Origin of the sequence: Humibacter sp. RRB41 (genome assembly GCF_022761015.1) — a bacterium.
In the GTDB taxonomy this organism is placed as follows: domain Bacteria; phylum Actinomycetota; class Actinomycetes; order Actinomycetales; family Microbacteriaceae; genus Humibacter.
Genome location: NZ_JAKWJQ010000001.1, coordinates 100,449 through 116,513, shown reverse-complemented (window position 1 = coordinate 116,513; position 16,065 = coordinate 100,449). Strand labels below are relative to the sequence as shown.

Genomic DNA, 16,065 nt, shown 5'->3' with positions numbered 1-16,065 from the left:
CGTCGGACCCCCCTAGTTTAGTGAGTGAGGGACGTTGGGCCCTGAGCGCTCCAACAGCGCAGCGGCTCGAACAGCACGGCGAGGTGACATGGCACAACGGTCGAGACGGCGCATCGTGATCGCCGGCGCATCAGGTCTGGTCGGCTCGGCGCTCGCGGAGCGGTTGGAGACCACGGGCGACGAGGTCGTCCGGCTGGTGCGGCGACCGGTGCGCGCGCAGGGCGAGGCGCGCTGGGACCCGGCTGCGGGCATCCTGGACCCGGCTGTCGTGAGTGGTGCGGATGCCGTGGTGAGCCTCGCGGGAGCACCGATCAGCCGCCTGCCGTGGACGCCTGCATATAAGAAGGTCGTGCTGCAGTCGCGGTTGGATGTGACGCAGACGGTCGTGGACGGCATCCGTGCGGCGGCGAGCCCGCCCGGTGTCTTCGTCAGCGCGTCGGCCGTCGGGTACTACGGCGACCGAGGCGACGAGGACCTCACGGAGCAGTCCGAGCGCGGCAGCGGATTCTTGTCGGCGGTCGTCACCGCCTGGGAGCAGGCGGCGGCACCGGCATCAGAGGTCACGCGGGTTGCGTTCGTACGCACCGGTCTCGTGGTCGGCCAGGGCGGCGCGATGACGCCGCTTCGGCTGCTGGCACGGGCCGGCCTGGCGGGCCCGATCGGCTCCGGGCGGCAATGGTGGCCGTGGATCAGCCTGCGCGACGAAGTCGCGGCCATCGACCACATCATCGGCTCCGGCCTGGCCGGGCCGGTCAACTTCGCGGGACCGACGCCCGCGACTGCCGGCGAATTCGTACGCTCGCTCGCTACCGCGCTGCACAGGCCGTACGGATTCCCGGCACCGGCATTCGCGCTGAGGCTGGCGTTGCAGAGCGCGGCCGACGAGCTGCTTCTCGGCAGCCAGAGGATGCTTCCTTCCGCGCTCCTGAACGACGGCTTCCGCTTCGCTGACGCGACGGCCGGTGACGCGATCGCTTCGCTCGCTCAGGGACTTCGGGTGAATGTACCGTGACGTTATGTCGCGCGACGACGCCGAGCACCTGCCGCTCGAGACCACAGCACAGTGGCGGCGCTGGCTCGAGGAGCACCACGAAACGTCGACCGGGGTGTGGCTGGTGTCATGGCGTCGCGTCACCGGGCGTACGGCCATGACGTACGACGAGGCGATCACCGAGGCCGTCGCGTTCGGCTGGGTGGACAGTCAGTCCAAGACCATCGACGACGAGCGCTCAGCGCTGTGGTTCGTGCCGCGCAGAGCGGGTTCACCGTGGTCGCGAACGAACAAGGAACGGGTCGCCAAGCTCGAGGCCGAAGGACGCATGACGGATGCCGGCCGCCGCCTCGTCGAAGCCGCCAAGGCGGACGGGATGTGGAGCATTCTCGACGACGCCGACGCCCTCGTCGTGCCGGAGGATCTCGGGGCAGCGCTCGCCGCGGCCGGCGCACACGAGGCGTGGGGCGCGCAGACCCCCGGCGTGCGCCGTGCTGCGCTCACGAAGCTGGCGCTCGCCAAGCGCGCAGAGACACGAGACCGGTACGTCGAACAGATCGTCGTCGGGCTGACCCGAGGGAACTGACTCGCCTCGCGCGCTCAGGGAGTCGGGGCTAGCCGAGCCCGACAGTGGGTGCGAGGGCGGAGGTCCAGGACTGCTGGCCGGGGCATCCGCTCAGGATGCGGGCGAGCGCATCGTGTTCGGCCGGCGTGACCCACAGGTGATACGCCGCCTTCACCGAGATCTGCTTCGCGGCATAGCTGCAGCGGAACGCCTTGTTCGGCGGCAGCCAGGTGGCGGCATCCCCGTCGCCTTTGCTCTCGTTGGTCGGTCCGTCGACCGCCAGAAGTTCGAGCGGGTCGTTCGCAAGGGTCTCGCGCTGCTGCTGGGTGAGCTGCTGGGCGCCGGTCTCCCAGGCATCCGACAGGGCGACCAGGTGGTCGATCTGCACGGCGACGGATGTCTGCACCCCTCGCACGAAGTTGATGGTCTTGCCCGTGTACGGATCGTTCAGAACGCCGGACTCGACGGTGCACGATCCCTTCGTGACGATGGCGGTGAGGTCGCGCGCGAGCACATCGTCTCGGGTGTCGCAGTGGTTGCCGTCGATGTCCTTCCACGCCGGGCCGAAGTCGCCCACCCTGTCGTAGTCCGTGTGCGGGGCGCGGCCCTTCACGGGGATCGTCGTGAGCAGCGCGGCCGCCGCGCCTGAGGGGCCCGGGGTCCCGGCCGTCGGTGCGGCGGTTGCGACGCTCCCGTCAGAGCCGATCCCGGCCACGAACGACCCCTCGACGGAGCAGGCCGCGAGCAGCACACCCGCCGCAGCGACCGCGACGATCGTCGCGGTGAGACGGCCGACTCGGTGCGGAAGACGTGCTGTTCGGGCGGTGTTGCGGAGTGCTGCGGGCAAGCTCGTTCCTCGGGTTCACGCGGCGAATCGACGCAGGGAATGACTCTATCGACGCCCTACGACGCGCGGCGACGGTGAGATCGGGGCGGGGGCGGAGAATAACGAACGCACGGCGTCGGCGGGGCTGTCGGAGCCATCCGCCGGGCGCCGGCGTCTTCGTTCGGTCGAGGCGTAGCGCGTCGGCCGAAAACGTGGCATTCACGCTACGCCGCAGGCGTGTGCGCGTAAAGACCGGGATAGCCTCAACTGCATGTCGACGCACATCCTCGCCATCGACCAAGGGACCACCAGTACCCGCGCGATCGTGTTCGACCACGCGGGAACTGTCGTCTCGGTCGGGCAGCTGGAGCACACGCAGACCTTCCCCAAGGCCGGATGGGTCGAACACGATCCGATGGAGATCTGGCGCAATGCCCGCGAGGTGATCGGCGTAGCTCTCGGCAAGGCCAATCTGACCAGGCACGATCTTGCGGCGGTCGGCATCACGAACCAGCGCGAGACCACCGTGGTGTGGGACAAGCAGACCGGCAAGCCGGTGTACAACGCCATCGTGTGGCAGGACACGCGTACGCAGGACATCGTCGACCGGCTTGCAGCAGACGGGGGAGTGCGCAGGTTTACGGATGCCGTCGGCCTGCCGCTCGCCACCTATTTCTCCGGCACGAAGATCGCCTGGATCCTCGAGAACGTCGACGGCGCGCGCGAGCGGGCGGAGCGCGGCGACCTGCTTTTCGGCACCACAGACACCTGGCTGCTCTGGAATCTCACCGGCGGCAAGCACGGCGGTGTGCACGCCACGGATGTGACGAATGCGTCGCGCACCCTTTTCATGGATCTCGAGACGCTCGACTGGCGCGACGACATCCTCGACGCATTCGGTGTGCCGCGGTCGATGCTCCCGCAGATCCGGTCGTCGAGCGAGGTGTACGGCCAGGCGGAGTCGCACAGTCTGCTGCGCGAGGCGCCGATCGCGGGCATCCTCGGCGACCAGCAGGCCGCCACGTTCGGCCAGGCGGCGTTCGACGCAGGCGAATCCAAGAACACCTACGGCACGGGCAACTTCGTCATCGTGAACACCGGCGAAGAGATCGTGCGCAGCGGGAACGGCCTGATCACCACGCTCGCGTACCGTTTGGGCGACGAGGCGCCGCGGTACGCGCTCGAGGGGTCGATCGCCGTCACGGGATCGCTCGTGCAGTGGCTGCGCGACAATCTGGGCATCATCCGTGATGCGAAAGAGGTGGAGAAGCTCGCGGCATCCGTCGACGACAACGGCGGCGCCTACATCGTTCCCGCTTTCTCCGGCCTCTTCGCCCCCTATTGGCGGCCGGATGCCCGCGGCGCGATCGTGGGCCTCACCCGTTTCGTGAACAAGGCGCACCTCGCGCGGGCCGCTCTCGAGTCGACCGCCTACCAGACGCGCGACGTGATCGAGGCCGTCGAGCAGGACACCGGAACGCCGCTGACCGAGCTGCGGGTCGACGGCGGCATGACGGCCAACGAGCTGCTCATGCAGTTTCAGGCGGATGTACTGGGCATCCCTGTCGTGCGGCCGACGGTCGCAGAGACCACGGCACTCGGCGCTGCGTACGCGGCCGGCCTGGCTGTCGGCTTCTGGAGCGGGCGCGACGAGTTGCGCGCCAACTGGCAGGAGGGCGCGCGCTGGACGCCGACCTCCGACCGCGATGGTGTGGAGGGTCTGTACCGCACCTGGAAGAAGGCGGTCACGAAGACGTTCGACTGGGTCGACGAGGCCTGAGCGCACTGGCGCTCGCCGGACACCCGACCGATAGGGTGACCGGATGGACTGGCTGGTGCTCTTCGGAATCGTCGCGGTCGTGCTCGCCGGAATCAGCGTGCTGGCATATCTGCGACGCATCGCCGCGGCAACCGAGCGCATCGCCGACTCGCTGGAACGGGCGAAGGCGCCCGAGACGAGCGCGAGCGAAGTGCACGACAGAGGGAGAGATTGACATCGTCGGATATTCGTTGTTCAACGGAGTCGCAATAGCCGTCGTCATCATTTTTTACGTGCTGATCGCGGCGCTGTTCGTGTGGATCGCTTACCTCGTCATCCGGGCGGCGGTGCGCAACGCGATGGACGACCACTACCGCAAGGTGCAGTGGTATCAGCAGACAGGGCTCTGGTACGGCGGACGACCGCCCAAGGGGCTGCCGGGAACCGCCGAGCTGAGCAAGAGCGAGCGTAAGGACCTCCCGAAAGACGAGCACCCGGAGGCGTAGGGGGCGTCAGCCCTCGGCTCGGTCCCTGACCTGTTGCGCGGCGCCTTCGATGCGGCCGACGAATGTCGACCACGCTTTCGGGTCGTCCTGCACCGGATGCTCGTTGCGGTTGCCCGTCGCTCCGTCGATGTTCTCGCGCAGGATGTCCGCGTGCCCGGCATGCCGCGCCACCTCGACGCAGAGGTGCACGAGCACGCGGTGCAGGGTGACGTCCCTGCGCTCGGCGGCCCACCACGGTACGACGCCAGGAGAATCCAACTCGAGGGCCCCGATGGTCGCGTCGGCTCGTTCGCAGGACGTGCGGTAGAAATCCAGGATGAACTCGCGGGATTCGTCGGCCGTCGCCCACATGTCCGCACCCTCGGCATCCGCTTCGTCGTCGAGCCACGGGAGGTCGAGGTCATAGGAAGCCCGGCCGAAGACTTCGCCCAGATAGCCGAGCTGCACGCTGCCGACGTGCTTCACCAGCCCCAGGAGGTTGGTGCCCGTCGGCGTCATGGGGCGGCGGATGTCGTACTCGCCGAGTCCGTCGAGCTTGGCCACGAGCGCGTCGCGCTGAGCGCGCAGGTACTGGTGCAAAACGGACTTCGCGTCTTCGGGGGCGGCCATGTCTCGACGGTAGCTCTCGGGAATCCGCAGGCATAGTGGAACGACGGCATCCGTTCACACGGCACTCACACGCGCCGGGTATCATCGCGTCACCCGACCTCACCGCAAGAAGAAGTGATCGCCCTGATACGAATACTGAGCTACAACCTCCGCAAGAACCGTGCGACGGGCGAACTGCTCGATTTGGCGGCATCCAGCAACGCTGACGTCATGTGCCTGCAAGAGGCGGACACCACCGTGCTCCCTGCAGAGGTCGGCACGCTCAAGCTCGCGGACTCGACCAAGCGCAATCGCCTTGGCCTCGCCGTCTACTTTCGCGAGGATCGATTCCACCTGCGTGAGACCGACACGTACGAACTCAAGAAATCGCTGCACGACCGGGTGCTGGCGCCCGCGCACGAACGCCTGGTCGGCACACTGCTCGAGGATGTCGACACCGGCAACGAGATCGTCGTCGCGTCGTTCCATGCGGCGCCGCTCACGGCGCTGAACTCCCTGCGGCGCACGCAGATCCACGCGGCGCACGCCGAGCTGCTGCGGCTGGGACATGGAGCGCCGACGCTCATGATCGGCGACTACAACTACCCCTTCTTCACCCAGTCTCTTGGCGAGAAGGTGAAGGCATCCGGGTACGACATGTCGCTCAGCGATCGCAAGACCTACACCCGGTACAAGTTCTTCAAGGGGCACTTCGACTTCGTCACCTCGGCGGGGCTCGACGTGCGAACCGTCGAGACGCTTCCGCGCGGAGACTCCGACCACATGCCGATCGTGGTGGCGGCCGAATACAGCGCCGAGAGCGCTCAGTAGACTCATCGCACCGGATGCCGGGTGGCGCGCAGGGCGCACCTCCAGCACCACGACCACCATCGTTCGAGCCGCGCGAATCGCCGGCGAGGGCGACTCGATGCGGGGGAATGCAGTGAGCGACGCGCAGGACCAGAACACAGCCGATGCGGAAGGCCGACCGGTCGAGCCTGCTGCACCGGATGCCCCGTCGCCCACGACCGAATCCGGGCAGGCGCAAGCCCCGCAAGCCCCGCAGACGGTGCAGGGCGCGGATTACGGGCCACCGCCTCCCGGCGCATACCCACCGCCACCCGCTGGTGCATACCCGCCGCCTCCCGGTGCGTACCCGCCGCCCGTCGGCGCGTATCCTCCGCCACCAGGTGGCTATCCACCTCCGCAGCCAGGCACCTACCCGCCCGCCGGCGTCTACCAGCCCAACGCGGCCGCATACCCTCCGCCGTACCAGCGGCCGACCCGTCGCGGGCTCGGCTTCGCCATCACCTCGCTGGTGCTGGGCGTCGGCGCACTGCTGTTCAGCTGGGTTCCGTTCATCGGCATCATCGCCGGGCTGGCCGGCATCGCGGCTGTCGTGCTCGGAGCGATCGCCCTGGCGCGAGCGTTCGCAGGCAAGGGAATGTCGATCGCCGGACTCGTCACCGGCGGGCTGGCCGTGATTCTGAGTGTGCTGCTCACCGTGACCTGGTTCGGTCTGTTCTTCTCGTCGATCAACGGCTCTCCGTCGCATCCGCTTGCGACGGCATCACCGCCCCCGTACAGCGACGGCGGAAAGGACACCTTCCACTCGACGACGCAAGACGGACCGGTCGGCTTCGGCGACACCGTGTCGTACGACAACGGCGTGACCGTGACGATTCCGGCCGGAACGCCGTACACCCCGAACGACCCGATCTGGTCGACGCAGAAGGTCGACCTCGGCTACGACGTCACGGTGCACAACGGCTCGAGTGCGAAGATCACCGTCAACCTGATCGGCGAGGCGACGGCAGGCGGCACCGATGGTGACGACATCCTCGACAAGAGCCTCGACACCATGACCGACTTCTCGCTCGCCGCCGGAGCGACGCACACGTACCACATCGCCTTCTCGCTTGCGTCGCAGAGTGACGTCGCTTTGTCCGTGAGCATCGCCGAACACTACGACTACGCGGAGTTCAGCGACTGACCTCGGAACGGTCATCGGCGATGGCTACGATCGAAGGGTGACCCCCGCCCTCACCGATCTGTCCTCTGCCGAGCTGAGCGAGTTGCGCTCGCACCTGGCCGCCGAATACGACGCGCTCGTCGCACGCGGGCTCTCGCTCGACATCACGCGAGGCAAGCCGTCGCCGGCCCAGCTCGACCTCTCGAACGAGTTGCTGTCGCTTCCGGGCGACGGTGACTACAAGGATGCCGCCGGCACCGACCTGCGCAACTACGGCGGCGCCCAGGGCGTGCCGGAGCTGCGGTCGATCTTCTCCGACGCCTTCCGGGTGCCGGTGCCGCAGCTTCTCGCGCTGGGCAACGCCAGCCTCACGGTGATGCACGACGTGGTCGTGCACGCCCTTCTACACGGCTTGCCGGAGAGCGAGCGGCCGTGGTCGAAGGAGCAGACCGTCACTTTCCTGTGCCCGGTGCCCGGGTACGACCGCCACTTCGCGATCAACGAGCACCTCGGCATCCGCATGGTGCCGGTCGCGATGACGGATGCCGGCCCCGACATCGCCGAGGTCGAGCGCCTGCTCGCCGAGGACCCCAGCATCAAGGGCATCTGGTGCGTGCCCGTGCACTCCAACCCGACAGGTGCGATCTACACCGAAGAGGTCGCGAGGGCGCTCGTGTCGCTGCCGGCCGCGGCAGACTTCCGCATCTTCTGGGACAACGCGTACGCGGTGCACCATCTGACGGATGACGTGCCGGCACCGATCGACATCCTGAAGCTCGCCGAGGAGGCCGGCCACCCCGACCGGGTGTTCGTCTTCGGCTCGACGTCGAAGGTCACCTACGCGGGCTCCGGCGTTTCGTTCTTCGGCTCGTCGCCGGCGAACGTCTCGTGGTACCTCGGCCACACCGCCGTGCAGTCGATCGGCCCCGACAAGATCAACCAGCTGCGTCATGTGCGTCTGCTGCGGGATCCACAGGGCCTCACCGACCACATGCTGAAGCACCGCGAGATCATCGGTCCGAAGTTCCAGGCGGTGCAGGAGGTATTCGAGCGCAGGCTCGCGCCCTACGGCGCCGGGTCGTGGACGAACCCGACAGGCGGGTACTTCGTGAGCCTCGACGTTCGTGACGGATGCGCCGCGCGGGCGATCGCGCTCGCCGCGCAGGCGGGCATCAAGGTCACGCCCGCCGGCTCGACGCATCCGTACGGCAAGGACCCGCGCGACGCGAACATCCGCATCGCGCCGACGATGCCGCCGCTCGCCGAACTCGTCGAAGCGCTCGAGGGACTCTGCACCGCGATCCTGCTGGCCGAGCTGGAGAAGCTCGTCGCGCCGCCGCTGGTCGAGTAGCGCGGGCGCTGCTCGACCAGCGGCGGCGGCGCCCGCGCTACTCGACCGACGGGGCGGAGGACACCGTGGCGACCTGCGGTGCGGGCACGGGTTCCACGGCCTTCTTCGGGCGGCCGGGCAGCGCCAGCGCCAGCAGCGTCGCGAGACCGGCGAAGCCGATCGACCACCAGAACGCCTGGTCGTAGGCGTCCGCGGCGCCTGCCGGCCCTCTGGATGCGTTCGCGACGAGTGCGGACTGCAGGACGACAGCCAGAATCGCCGTGCCGAACGATCCACCGAGTTGCTGCACCGTTCGCGTGATGACGCTCGAGTGCGGGATGTCCGCCCGATCGAGATCCTGATATGACGCGACCATGAGGGGCAAGACGACGGCTCCGAGTCCGAACCCGCGCACGAAGAGCACGGCCATCAGGTACCACTCGTTCGTGGTCGCCGTGCTGAACCCGAACGGGATCGTGGAGAGGCCGACGATCGCGAAGCCCGCGAAGCCCACCCAGCGCGCGCCGATCTTGTCAGTGAGGCCTCCGGCGAGCGTGCGGCTCGCCAGAGTGCCGAGACCCTGCGGCACGAGGAAGAGACCGGCCGCGAGCACACTGGCACCGCGCAGCTGCTGCAGATAGAGAGGAAGCAGCAGCATGATGCCGTACGCGGCGATTCCGGAGAGGAACAGCAGACTCGACGCCGACCAGACCGATCGATGTCTGAGCAAGCGGATGTCCACCAGCGCGCGATCCCGCACGATCAGGGCGTAGATCACGAACGCGATCAGCAGCACGGCGCCGACGACGATCGGGATCCAGGCATCCGTCGCTGCGAAGCCTTTCGTTCCCGCGGAGTTCGAGAGTCCGACCAGAAGCGTGACGAGCGCCGGTAGCAACAGGATCATGCCCACCACGTCGAGCGGTGGCCGCACGGTTGCCCTGGTGTCGCGGGCGAGCATTCGCCAGGCCAGTATGAGGCCGACGACACAGAACGGAACGTTGACCCAGAAGATCCAACGCCAGTCCAACCAGTTCAAGATGATGCCGCCGATCGCCGGGCCGAGGATCGGACCGAGCATGGCGGGGAGCCCGACCGTGGCGGCGATTCTTCCGAGGTTCTTACCGCCGGCTGCCTGTATGATCAGGGTCTGCATGAGCGGGAGCATCAGCCCACCGCCGATGCCTTGGATGATGCGGAAGATGATGAGGCTCTCGGCATTCCAGGCGGCGCTGCAGAGCACGGAGCCCACGAGGAACAGCGTGAGTGCGAGCATCCAGGCGCGTTTGCCTCCCAAGCGGTTCTGCACCCATGAGCTGAGCGGAACGGTGGCTGCGAGGGCGAGCACGTAGCCGGTGGTCACCCACTGGATCGTGGAGACCGGCGCCTTCAGCTGCACAGACAGCGTATGCAGCGCAACGCTCATGATCGTGGTATCGAAGACCACGGCGAGAACGCCGACGATGAGCACGCTGGCCGTGCGCGTGACGTTCTTGTCGAGGCCCGGCTTGGCGGCCTTGGTGTTCTTGCTCATGACACTCCTTGGTTAGATACAAATGTGTATCTAAAGGCAAAGAATACGTCCGCACGATAAGATACACAAGTGGATCTTGAGAAGTCGCCCCCGCAACAGCGCCGCCGAGGCGAGGAGTTGGAAGACGCCCTTCTCGAGGCCGCGTGGCACGAGCTCGAGCGGAACGGTTTCACCGGACTCACGTTCGACGCCGTCGCGGAGCGTGCGCACACGAGCCGGCCGGTGCTCTACCGACGTTGGCCGGACAAGACGGCGCTGGTCCTGGCCGCGATCAGATGGCACTACGACCGCGACGCCGTCGAGGTGCCGGACACCGGCAGCCTGCGGGGAGATCTGTACGAGTTGCTGCGCCTGGCGAGCGACCGACGGGTCGAGATGGTCGTCATGCTCAATGCCCAGTTCGCAGGCCTCTTCAGCGAGATGTCGCTCGGGGAGGTGCGGGAGCGCCTGGTCGGACCGCGAACGGTCTGGAGCAGCGTCATCCTCACACGGGCGCAGGAGCGCGGGGAGATCGATCTGCGCGTCGTGCCCGAGCGGGTGCAGAGCCTGCCGTTCGACCTCTTCAGGCACGAACTGCTGATGACGCTGACGACCGTTTCCGACGAGTTCATCGCGTCCGTCGTCGACGAGATCTTTCTTCCGCTCGTCGATCACTACATGGAACCGGGTGCGGATCGCGCTCTGTGAGGTTCGCGCGAACCCGGCTCGCGCGTTGGCGGCATCGTGGCAAGAGCCTGCCGTGCTTTTGCTCGCAGCTCCATAGCGCAGCAGACTGACAGGATGCCCCGCTCAGCGACCCTGAACCGGCCGCTCGCGCTGCTGGCCGCGGTCGGCCTGTCGATGGAGAACCTCGACGGCACGATCATTCAGACCGCCGCGCCCGCCATGGCGCACGACTTCGGCGTGCGTGCGGTCGACCTCAACATTGCGATGACGGCCTACCTGTTGACGGTGGCGGTGTGCGTACCGGTGAGCGGATGGCTCGCCAACCGGTTCGGCGATCGCCGCGTGTTCGCGACGGCGATCGCCGTGTTCACACTGGCATCCGTTCTCTGTGCCGTGTCGGGCACGCTCCCCGAGCTGACAGCCGCCCGGGTGCTGCAGGGCATCGGCGGCGCGATGATGGTGCCGGTCGGCCGGCTGGCGGTGCTGCGGGGACTGGATCGCCGCGACCTGCTGGATGCCATGGCCTACCTCACCTGGCCAGGGCTCGTCGCCCCCGTGGTCGCGCCGGCCCTCGGCGGTGTGCTCACCGACACGGTGGGCTGGCCGTGGATCTTCCTCATCAACATTCCGTTCGGCATCGCCGCGTTCATCGCCGCGCTGAAGATCGTTCCGCGCTCGCCGATGACGGATGCTCGCAGGCTCGACTGGACCGGCTTCGGCCTGACAGGTGTGGCGTTGGCCGCGCTCGTGCTCGGCATGGAGGAGGTCGGCTCGGCGTCGACGAACTGGGCCTGGGCTGTCGGCTACCTCGTGGTCGCGGCCGTCGCGGGGGTCGGCGGGGTGGCCTGGATGCGGCGGGCGAGGCATCCGCTTCTGGACTTCTCTGCGCTGCGCATCGATACATTCCGTGTCGGGAATGTAGGCGGCGGCGTGTACCGGCTCATCATCAGCGCCGCGCCGTTCCTGTTCACGCTGCTGTTCCAGGTGGGATTCGGGTGGAGTGCCGCCCAGGCGGGACTGCTCATCGGCGCCGTGTTCGTCGGCAACATCGCCATCAAGCCGGCGACCACGCCGCTCATCCGTCGCTTCGGTTTCAAGAACGTGATCGTCGGCAGCAATCTGATCGGGGCGATCGTCTACGTGGGGTGCGTGTTCATCGACCCCGCGACGCCGATCTGGCTGATCGCCGTTCTGCTCTTCTTGAGCGGCGTGTTCCGTTCGATCGGGTTCAGCGGCTACAACTCCTTGCAGTTCGCCGACGTGCCGACCGAGCAGATGGCGCCGGCGAACACGCTCGCCTCGACGATGCAGCAGGTGGCCGTGGGTGTCGGCATCGCCGTCGCCGCCCTCATCGTTCGGCTGACGACGGCCGCCGCTGGCATGATCGCGCCGACGGATGTCTGGCTCGGCTATCGCTGGGCCCTCGCGGTGGTCGCGCTGCTGCTGGTCTTCCCGCTGATCGAGGCGGCGCTGCTGCCTCGCCACGCCGGCGAGCACGCCACGAAGAGGTGACCGCAGGGAGCCGAGGTGAGCGTCCGCCAGAATAGTGCTGTGCCCGAACGAATTCTGACCGTGACCGATGTCGACTTCGTACGGCAGGGGAGGGCCATCCTCTCCTCGATCTCGCTGGAGGTCGACCGCGGGCAGCACTGGGCGCTGATCGGTGCGAACGGCGCGGGCAAGTCCACGTTGCTGAGCCTGCTCGGCGCGGTGCAGCATCCCACCAGCGGCAGTGTCGACGTGCTCGGCAGACGTCTGGGCCGCGTGGATCTTCGCGAGCTCCGCTCGATCATCGGACACGTCAACCCGCGCCACGAGGTGCGCTCGCCGCTCACCGTGCGCGAGGTGGTCTCGACCGGAGTCACGGGCACCCAGGAGCTCATGATGCGGTGGGAGCCGACCGCCGGGGATCTCGCCCGCGTCGACGAGCTGATCGAGCTGATGGGCATGTCGGCTCGCGCGGATGCCCGCTGGCCCAACCTGTCCCAGGGAGAGCGCGGCCGCACGCTGATCGCGCGCGCCCTGATGCCCGATCCGCACCTGCTGCTGCTGGACGAGCCCACAACCGGACTCGACATCGCCGCCCGGGAGCACCTGCTCGACCGGGTGGATGAACTGAGGCAGCGGCATCCCGACCTGGCGAGCGTGCTGGTCACCCATCACCTCGAGGAGCTGCCGGCGTCGACGACGCACGCCATGCTCCTGCGCGACGGCAAGGTGCTGGCGCAGGGCGATGCGGATGCCGTGCTCACCGGCCCCCGCGTCAGCGACGCGCTCGACTACCCCCTCGCGATCACTCGCATCGAGGGCCGCTGGAGCGTGCGCACTGCGAAGTAGTTCCGCCACATCCGCGCTCCGCTGTCACATGTCGCCGCCTCTCGTGCCCGCCGGCGGCGATATGCGACAGCGGAACAGAGGGAAGGCGACGCTTCGTGTCAGCGGAGGCGTGAGCGGATGACTGCGCTCAGCGCAGAGCGTCGTCGAGCACCTGCAGGATGTGCCGGTACTCGTGCCCGGTCGCCCTGGTCATGCCGAGCTCGCACGTGCGATTCAGGGACGCGTGCGTCGAGGATGCCGCGGCCGCGACATCGCGCGCCTCGGGCGTCGTCGCCACTGCCGTCAGTTCGGGATGCAGCATGCCGCGGTCGCCGGCGAAGGCGCAGCATCCCCAGTCCTCAGGGATCACGACGGTCTCGGCAGTGGCCTCGGCGACGTGCTGCAGCGCGGCGTTGATGCCCAGGTGCGTGGACGAACACGTGGGGTGAAGGGTGACCGACGTCACGCGGCTCGGCTTCGGCAGTAGCGGGAGCACGCTCTGGTCGACGAACTCGACCGCGTCGACGATGCGCAGACCGCTCTCTCCTGCGGCCTCGACGAGAATCTGCAGGCCCTCGGTGCACGACGAGGCGTCGCACACGACGGGGAGACGTCCGCCGTCCGTCGCTCGCAGCAGCGACGCGACGACCTTCTTCTTCATGACCTCGTATCCGGCCGTGAGTCCCTTCGACTTCCAGGGCGTTCCGCAGCACAGGGACGGAATGTCGTCGGGTGTGGACACCGAGATCCCCGCCCGCTCGCAGAGCCGCAGGAACGACTCGGAGACGCTCCCATCACCGACGCCGCCGAACATGGTCGTCGTGCAGCTCGAGAAGTAGACGGCGACGGCATCCGACGAGTGGATGACCGCGCGTCGTTCGCCGCCCGCGGGCAACTCGGCGGAGTACAGCGGCACGGTGTCCGAGCCCAGAACGGCACGCGCGGCCTTCGTCGCGAGCGTCGAGGCCGACGGCAGGGCATGAGCGGCGCTGAGAGCCAGTCCGCCGGCCGAACTCACGGCGCCCCACGCGCCGGCCGCGGCCTTCCAGCCCGCTTGGCTCAGCGCACCCTGCTGCTCGGCGCGAAGCCGGCGAACCAGGTCGCCGGTGTTGATCAGCACGGGGCACGCCGTCTGGCACATCCCATCCACCGCACACGTCTGCACCCCGTCGTAGTCGTACTCCTTCTCCAGGGTGCGCACGAGCTCGACGTCACCCGCGATTCGTGCACGCTCCAGCTCGCGTCGCAGCACGATGCGCTCGCGGGGCGTCACTGTGAGGTCACGGCTGGGGCACACGGGCTCGCAGTAGCCGCACTCGACGCAACGATCCACCTCCTGCTCGACAGTGGGCGAGGTCTTGAGGTTCTTCGTGTGGGCGTGTGGGTCATCCGTCAGCACGACGCCCGGATTGAGCGTCATCTCCGGGTCGATGAGGCGCTTCACCGCCCACATCACGTCGTACAGCTCATCGCCGTACTGCCGCCTGACGTACGGGGCCATGATGCGGCCGGTGCCGTGCTCGGCCTTGAGGGTTCCGCCTTGGCTGAGGACGAGGTCGACCATGTCCTCGGTGAAGGACTCGTAGCGTGCCAGATTCTGCGGCACGTCGAACCGCTCGTTGATGAGGAAGTGGATGTTGCCGTCCTTGGCGTGCCCGAAGATCACGCTGCCCTCGTAGCCGTGTTTATCGAACAGGCCGATCAGTTGCGCGCAGGTGTCGTTCAACCGATCAACGGGAACGGCGATGTCTTCGAGCAGTGCGGTCGTGCCGGACGGCCGAGCGCCTGCGACGGCGGTGAAGAGCCCCTTGCGGATGTGCCACAGCTGTCCGCGGGTCGCGGAGTCGGTGGTGAGCGCGGCGTCGTTGACCAGCGGCAGTGTCGTGAAGAGAGCGGCCGCGTCGTCCGTCAGCATCTGAAGCCGCTCAGCGCTGTCGGTCTGGTGCTCGACGAGCAGTGCGGCGTGGTCGACGACGTGCACCGCGAGCAACTCCGGCGTCGCTTCGGGGTCCTGCTGCGCGACTCGCAGGGATGCGGCATCCATCAGCTCGATCGTGGCGAAGCCGGCTTCTACCAGCTCCGGAAGTGCCGCGGTCGCGTCGGAGAGGTTCTGGAAGATGAGGAGTCCGGTGGCCAGGTGAGCGGGCGCCGCGACGGTCCGGAACGTCGCTTCGGCGACGAACGCGAGCGTGCCCTCCGAACCGACGACCAGGTGCTCCAGGATCGTCAGGGGATCGTCGTGGTCGAGGAACGAGTTGAGGCCGTAGCCCATCGTGTTCTTGATCGAGTGCAGCCGGCGCAGGGTGGCTACCGAGTCGTGATTCGAGCGCACCCTGTCGCGCAGCGACTCGAGGCCGGCATGGATGCCCGGCTCGCGGTCGCGAAGAATGCTCGCGGCACCCGCTGCTCCCGTGTCGATCACCGTTCCGCTCGGCAGCACGAGCACCGCCGACTCGAGCGTGCGATATGTGTTCGCGTGCGTGCCGCACGACATGCCACTGGAGTTGTTCGCCACGACGCCGCCGATCGTGCATGCGATCTCGCTCGCGGGATCGGGGCCGAGCTTGCGTCCGAACCGTGCGAGTCGGGTATTCACGGCTCGCACGGTCGCGCCTGGCTGGGCGCGCACTCGAGCACCGTCGTCGAGGACGGTGATCGTGCGAAACCCTTTGCGAGTGTCGACGAGAACGCCGTCGGTTCCGGCCTGCCCGGACAGGCTCGTTCCGCCTGAGCGGAACGTGACGGATACCCGCTGATCGCGTGCGGTGGCGAGGATGCGGCCGACTTCGGAGGCGTCATCGGCCGTCGCGACGGCGACGGGCGTGAGCAGATAGTGCGACGCGTCGTGCGCTCCGGCGAGACGGTCGGACGCCCGCACGGCCACGTGCCCGCAGGCCGTCTCGAGCAGCGAGACCAGGTGCGCGTCGGGCGCGGTGAGGGTGGCTGGTGCTGGCGCGTCCACGGGATGCCTCCTCAATTGAAACAGAATTCATTATAGAATGGATATACACC

Annotated in this window: 15 protein-coding genes; 11 read left to right on the top strand and 4 right to left on the bottom strand. The window is 67.8% G+C overall.

The window, feature by feature from the left end:
* Positions 1-88: 88 nt before the first annotated feature.
* Complete coding sequence (locus MJ603_RS00555) at positions 89-1,012, top strand: TIGR01777 family oxidoreductase (RefSeq protein WP_243061720.1); 924 nt, start codon at positions 89-91, stop codon at positions 1,010-1,012.
* A gap of 4 nt (positions 1,013-1,016) precedes the next feature.
* Complete coding sequence (locus tag MJ603_RS00550) at positions 1,017-1,577, top strand: YdeI family protein (RefSeq protein WP_243061719.1); 561 nt, start codon at positions 1,017-1,019, stop codon at positions 1,575-1,577.
* A 28-nt stretch (positions 1,578-1,605) separates the two neighbouring features.
* On the opposite strand, the gene MJ603_RS00545 is transcribed toward MJ603_RS00550, so the two are convergent.
* Positions 1,606-2,403 carry an HNH endonuclease family protein gene (locus MJ603_RS00545; RefSeq protein WP_243061718.1) on the bottom strand — a complete coding sequence of 266 codons (798 nt, stop codon included), beginning with the start codon at positions 2,401-2,403 and terminating at the stop codon, positions 1,606-1,608.
* A gap of 250 nt (positions 2,404-2,653) precedes the next feature.
* Here MJ603_RS00545 and glpK point away from each other — a divergent pair, with 250 nt between their 5' ends.
* From glpK to MJ603_RS00530, 3 genes are read left to right on the top strand one after another with little or no spacing between them, the layout of a single operon-like run.
* Positions 2,654-4,162, top strand: a complete 1,509-nt coding sequence (gene glpK / locus MJ603_RS00540; RefSeq protein ID WP_243061717.1) for a glycerol kinase GlpK — start codon at positions 2,654-2,656, stop codon at positions 4,160-4,162.
* Positions 4,163-4,205: 43 nt separating this feature from the next.
* Positions 4,206-4,376, top strand: coding sequence for a hypothetical protein (locus MJ603_RS00535; protein ID WP_243061716.1), 171 nt, complete (start codon positions 4,206-4,208; stop codon positions 4,374-4,376).
* A gap of 16 nt (positions 4,377-4,392) precedes the next feature.
* The gene (locus MJ603_RS00530) at positions 4,393-4,647 is read left to right on the top strand and encodes a hypothetical protein (protein ID WP_243061715.1); all 255 of its coding nucleotides are present in this window, start codon (positions 4,393-4,395) and stop codon (positions 4,645-4,647) included.
* A gap of 6 nt (positions 4,648-4,653) precedes the next feature.
* Here MJ603_RS00530 and MJ603_RS00525 read toward each other — a convergent pair whose 3' ends face one another.
* Entirely contained in the window at positions 4,654-5,256 is a 603-nt protein-coding gene (locus MJ603_RS00525; RefSeq protein ID WP_243061714.1) for a DinB family protein, read from the bottom strand.
* A gap of 126 nt (positions 5,257-5,382) precedes the next feature.
* Here MJ603_RS00525 and MJ603_RS00520 point away from each other — a divergent pair, with 126 nt between their 5' ends.
* The 3 genes from MJ603_RS00520 to MJ603_RS00510 all read left to right on the top strand — a co-directional run bounded on the left by MJ603_RS00520 (position 5,383) and on the right by MJ603_RS00510 (position 8,558).
* A complete protein-coding gene (locus tag MJ603_RS00520) occupies positions 5,383-6,066 on the top strand; it encodes an endonuclease/exonuclease/phosphatase family protein (RefSeq protein ID WP_243062690.1) in 684 nt (227 codons plus the stop codon).
* A gap of 112 nt (positions 6,067-6,178) precedes the next feature.
* The gene (locus MJ603_RS00515; protein ID WP_243061713.1) at positions 6,179-7,228 is read left to right on the top strand and encodes a DUF4190 domain-containing protein; all 1,050 of its coding nucleotides are present in this window, start codon (positions 6,179-6,181) and stop codon (positions 7,226-7,228) included.
* A 37-nt stretch (positions 7,229-7,265) separates the two neighbouring features.
* The gene (locus MJ603_RS00510) at positions 7,266-8,558 is read left to right on the top strand and encodes an aminotransferase class I/II-fold pyridoxal phosphate-dependent enzyme (protein ID WP_243061712.1); all 1,293 of its coding nucleotides are present in this window, start codon (positions 7,266-7,268) and stop codon (positions 8,556-8,558) included.
* 37 nt (positions 8,559-8,595) lie between these two features.
* Here MJ603_RS00510 and MJ603_RS00505 read toward each other — a convergent pair whose 3' ends face one another.
* Positions 8,596-10,071, bottom strand: coding sequence for an MDR family MFS transporter (locus tag MJ603_RS00505; protein WP_243061711.1), 1,476 nt, complete (start codon positions 10,069-10,071; stop codon positions 8,596-8,598).
* Between the two features lie 69 nt (positions 10,072-10,140).
* Between MJ603_RS00505 and MJ603_RS00500 the strand changes: the two genes are divergently transcribed.
* From MJ603_RS00500 to MJ603_RS00490, 3 genes are all read left to right on the top strand, one after another.
* Positions 10,141-10,758, top strand: a complete 618-nt coding sequence (locus MJ603_RS00500) for a TetR/AcrR family transcriptional regulator (RefSeq protein WP_243061710.1) — start codon at positions 10,141-10,143, stop codon at positions 10,756-10,758.
* Positions 10,759-10,851: 93 nt separating this feature from the next.
* Entirely contained in the window at positions 10,852-12,249 is a 1,398-nt protein-coding gene (locus MJ603_RS00495; RefSeq protein ID WP_243061709.1) for an MFS transporter, read from the top strand.
* 39 nt (positions 12,250-12,288) lie between these two features.
* Positions 12,289-13,074 carry an ABC transporter ATP-binding protein gene (locus MJ603_RS00490; RefSeq protein ID WP_243061708.1) on the top strand — a complete coding sequence of 262 codons (786 nt, stop codon included), beginning with the start codon at positions 12,289-12,291 and terminating at the stop codon, positions 13,072-13,074.
* Between the two features lie 127 nt (positions 13,075-13,201).
* Here the strand turns inward: MJ603_RS00490 and MJ603_RS00485 are convergent, their stop codons facing one another.
* Entirely contained in the window at positions 13,202-16,015 is a 2,814-nt protein-coding gene (locus MJ603_RS00485; protein ID WP_374230773.1) for an FAD-binding and (Fe-S)-binding domain-containing protein, read from the bottom strand.
* Positions 16,016-16,065: the final 50 nt, after the last annotated feature.

Excerpts from the sequence above, each read along its gene's own strand:
- MJ603_RS00535 (WP_243061716.1), top strand. The coding sequence starts at position 4,206 with ATGGACTGGCTGGTGCTCTTCGGAATCGTCGCGGTCGTGCTCGCCGGA.
- MJ603_RS00555 (WP_243061720.1), top strand. The coding sequence starts at position 89 with ATGGCACAACGGTCGAGACGGCGCATCGTGATCGCCGGCGCATCAGGT.
- MJ603_RS00550 (WP_243061719.1), top strand. The coding sequence starts at position 1,017 with ATGTCGCGCGACGACGCCGAGCACCTGCCGCTCGAGACCACAGCACAG.
- MJ603_RS00525 (WP_243061714.1), bottom strand. The coding sequence starts at position 5,256 with ATGGCCGCCCCCGAAGACGCGAAGTCCGTTTTGCACCAGTACCTGCGC.
- glpK (WP_243061717.1), top strand. The coding sequence starts at position 2,654 with ATGTCGACGCACATCCTCGCCATCGACCAAGGGACCACCAGTACCCGC.
- MJ603_RS00505 (WP_243061711.1), bottom strand. The coding sequence starts at position 10,071 with ATGAGCAAGAACACCAAGGCCGCCAAGCCGGGCCTCGACAAGAACGTC.
- MJ603_RS00495 (WP_243061709.1), top strand. The coding sequence starts at position 10,852 with ATGCCCCGCTCAGCGACCCTGAACCGGCCGCTCGCGCTGCTGGCCGCG.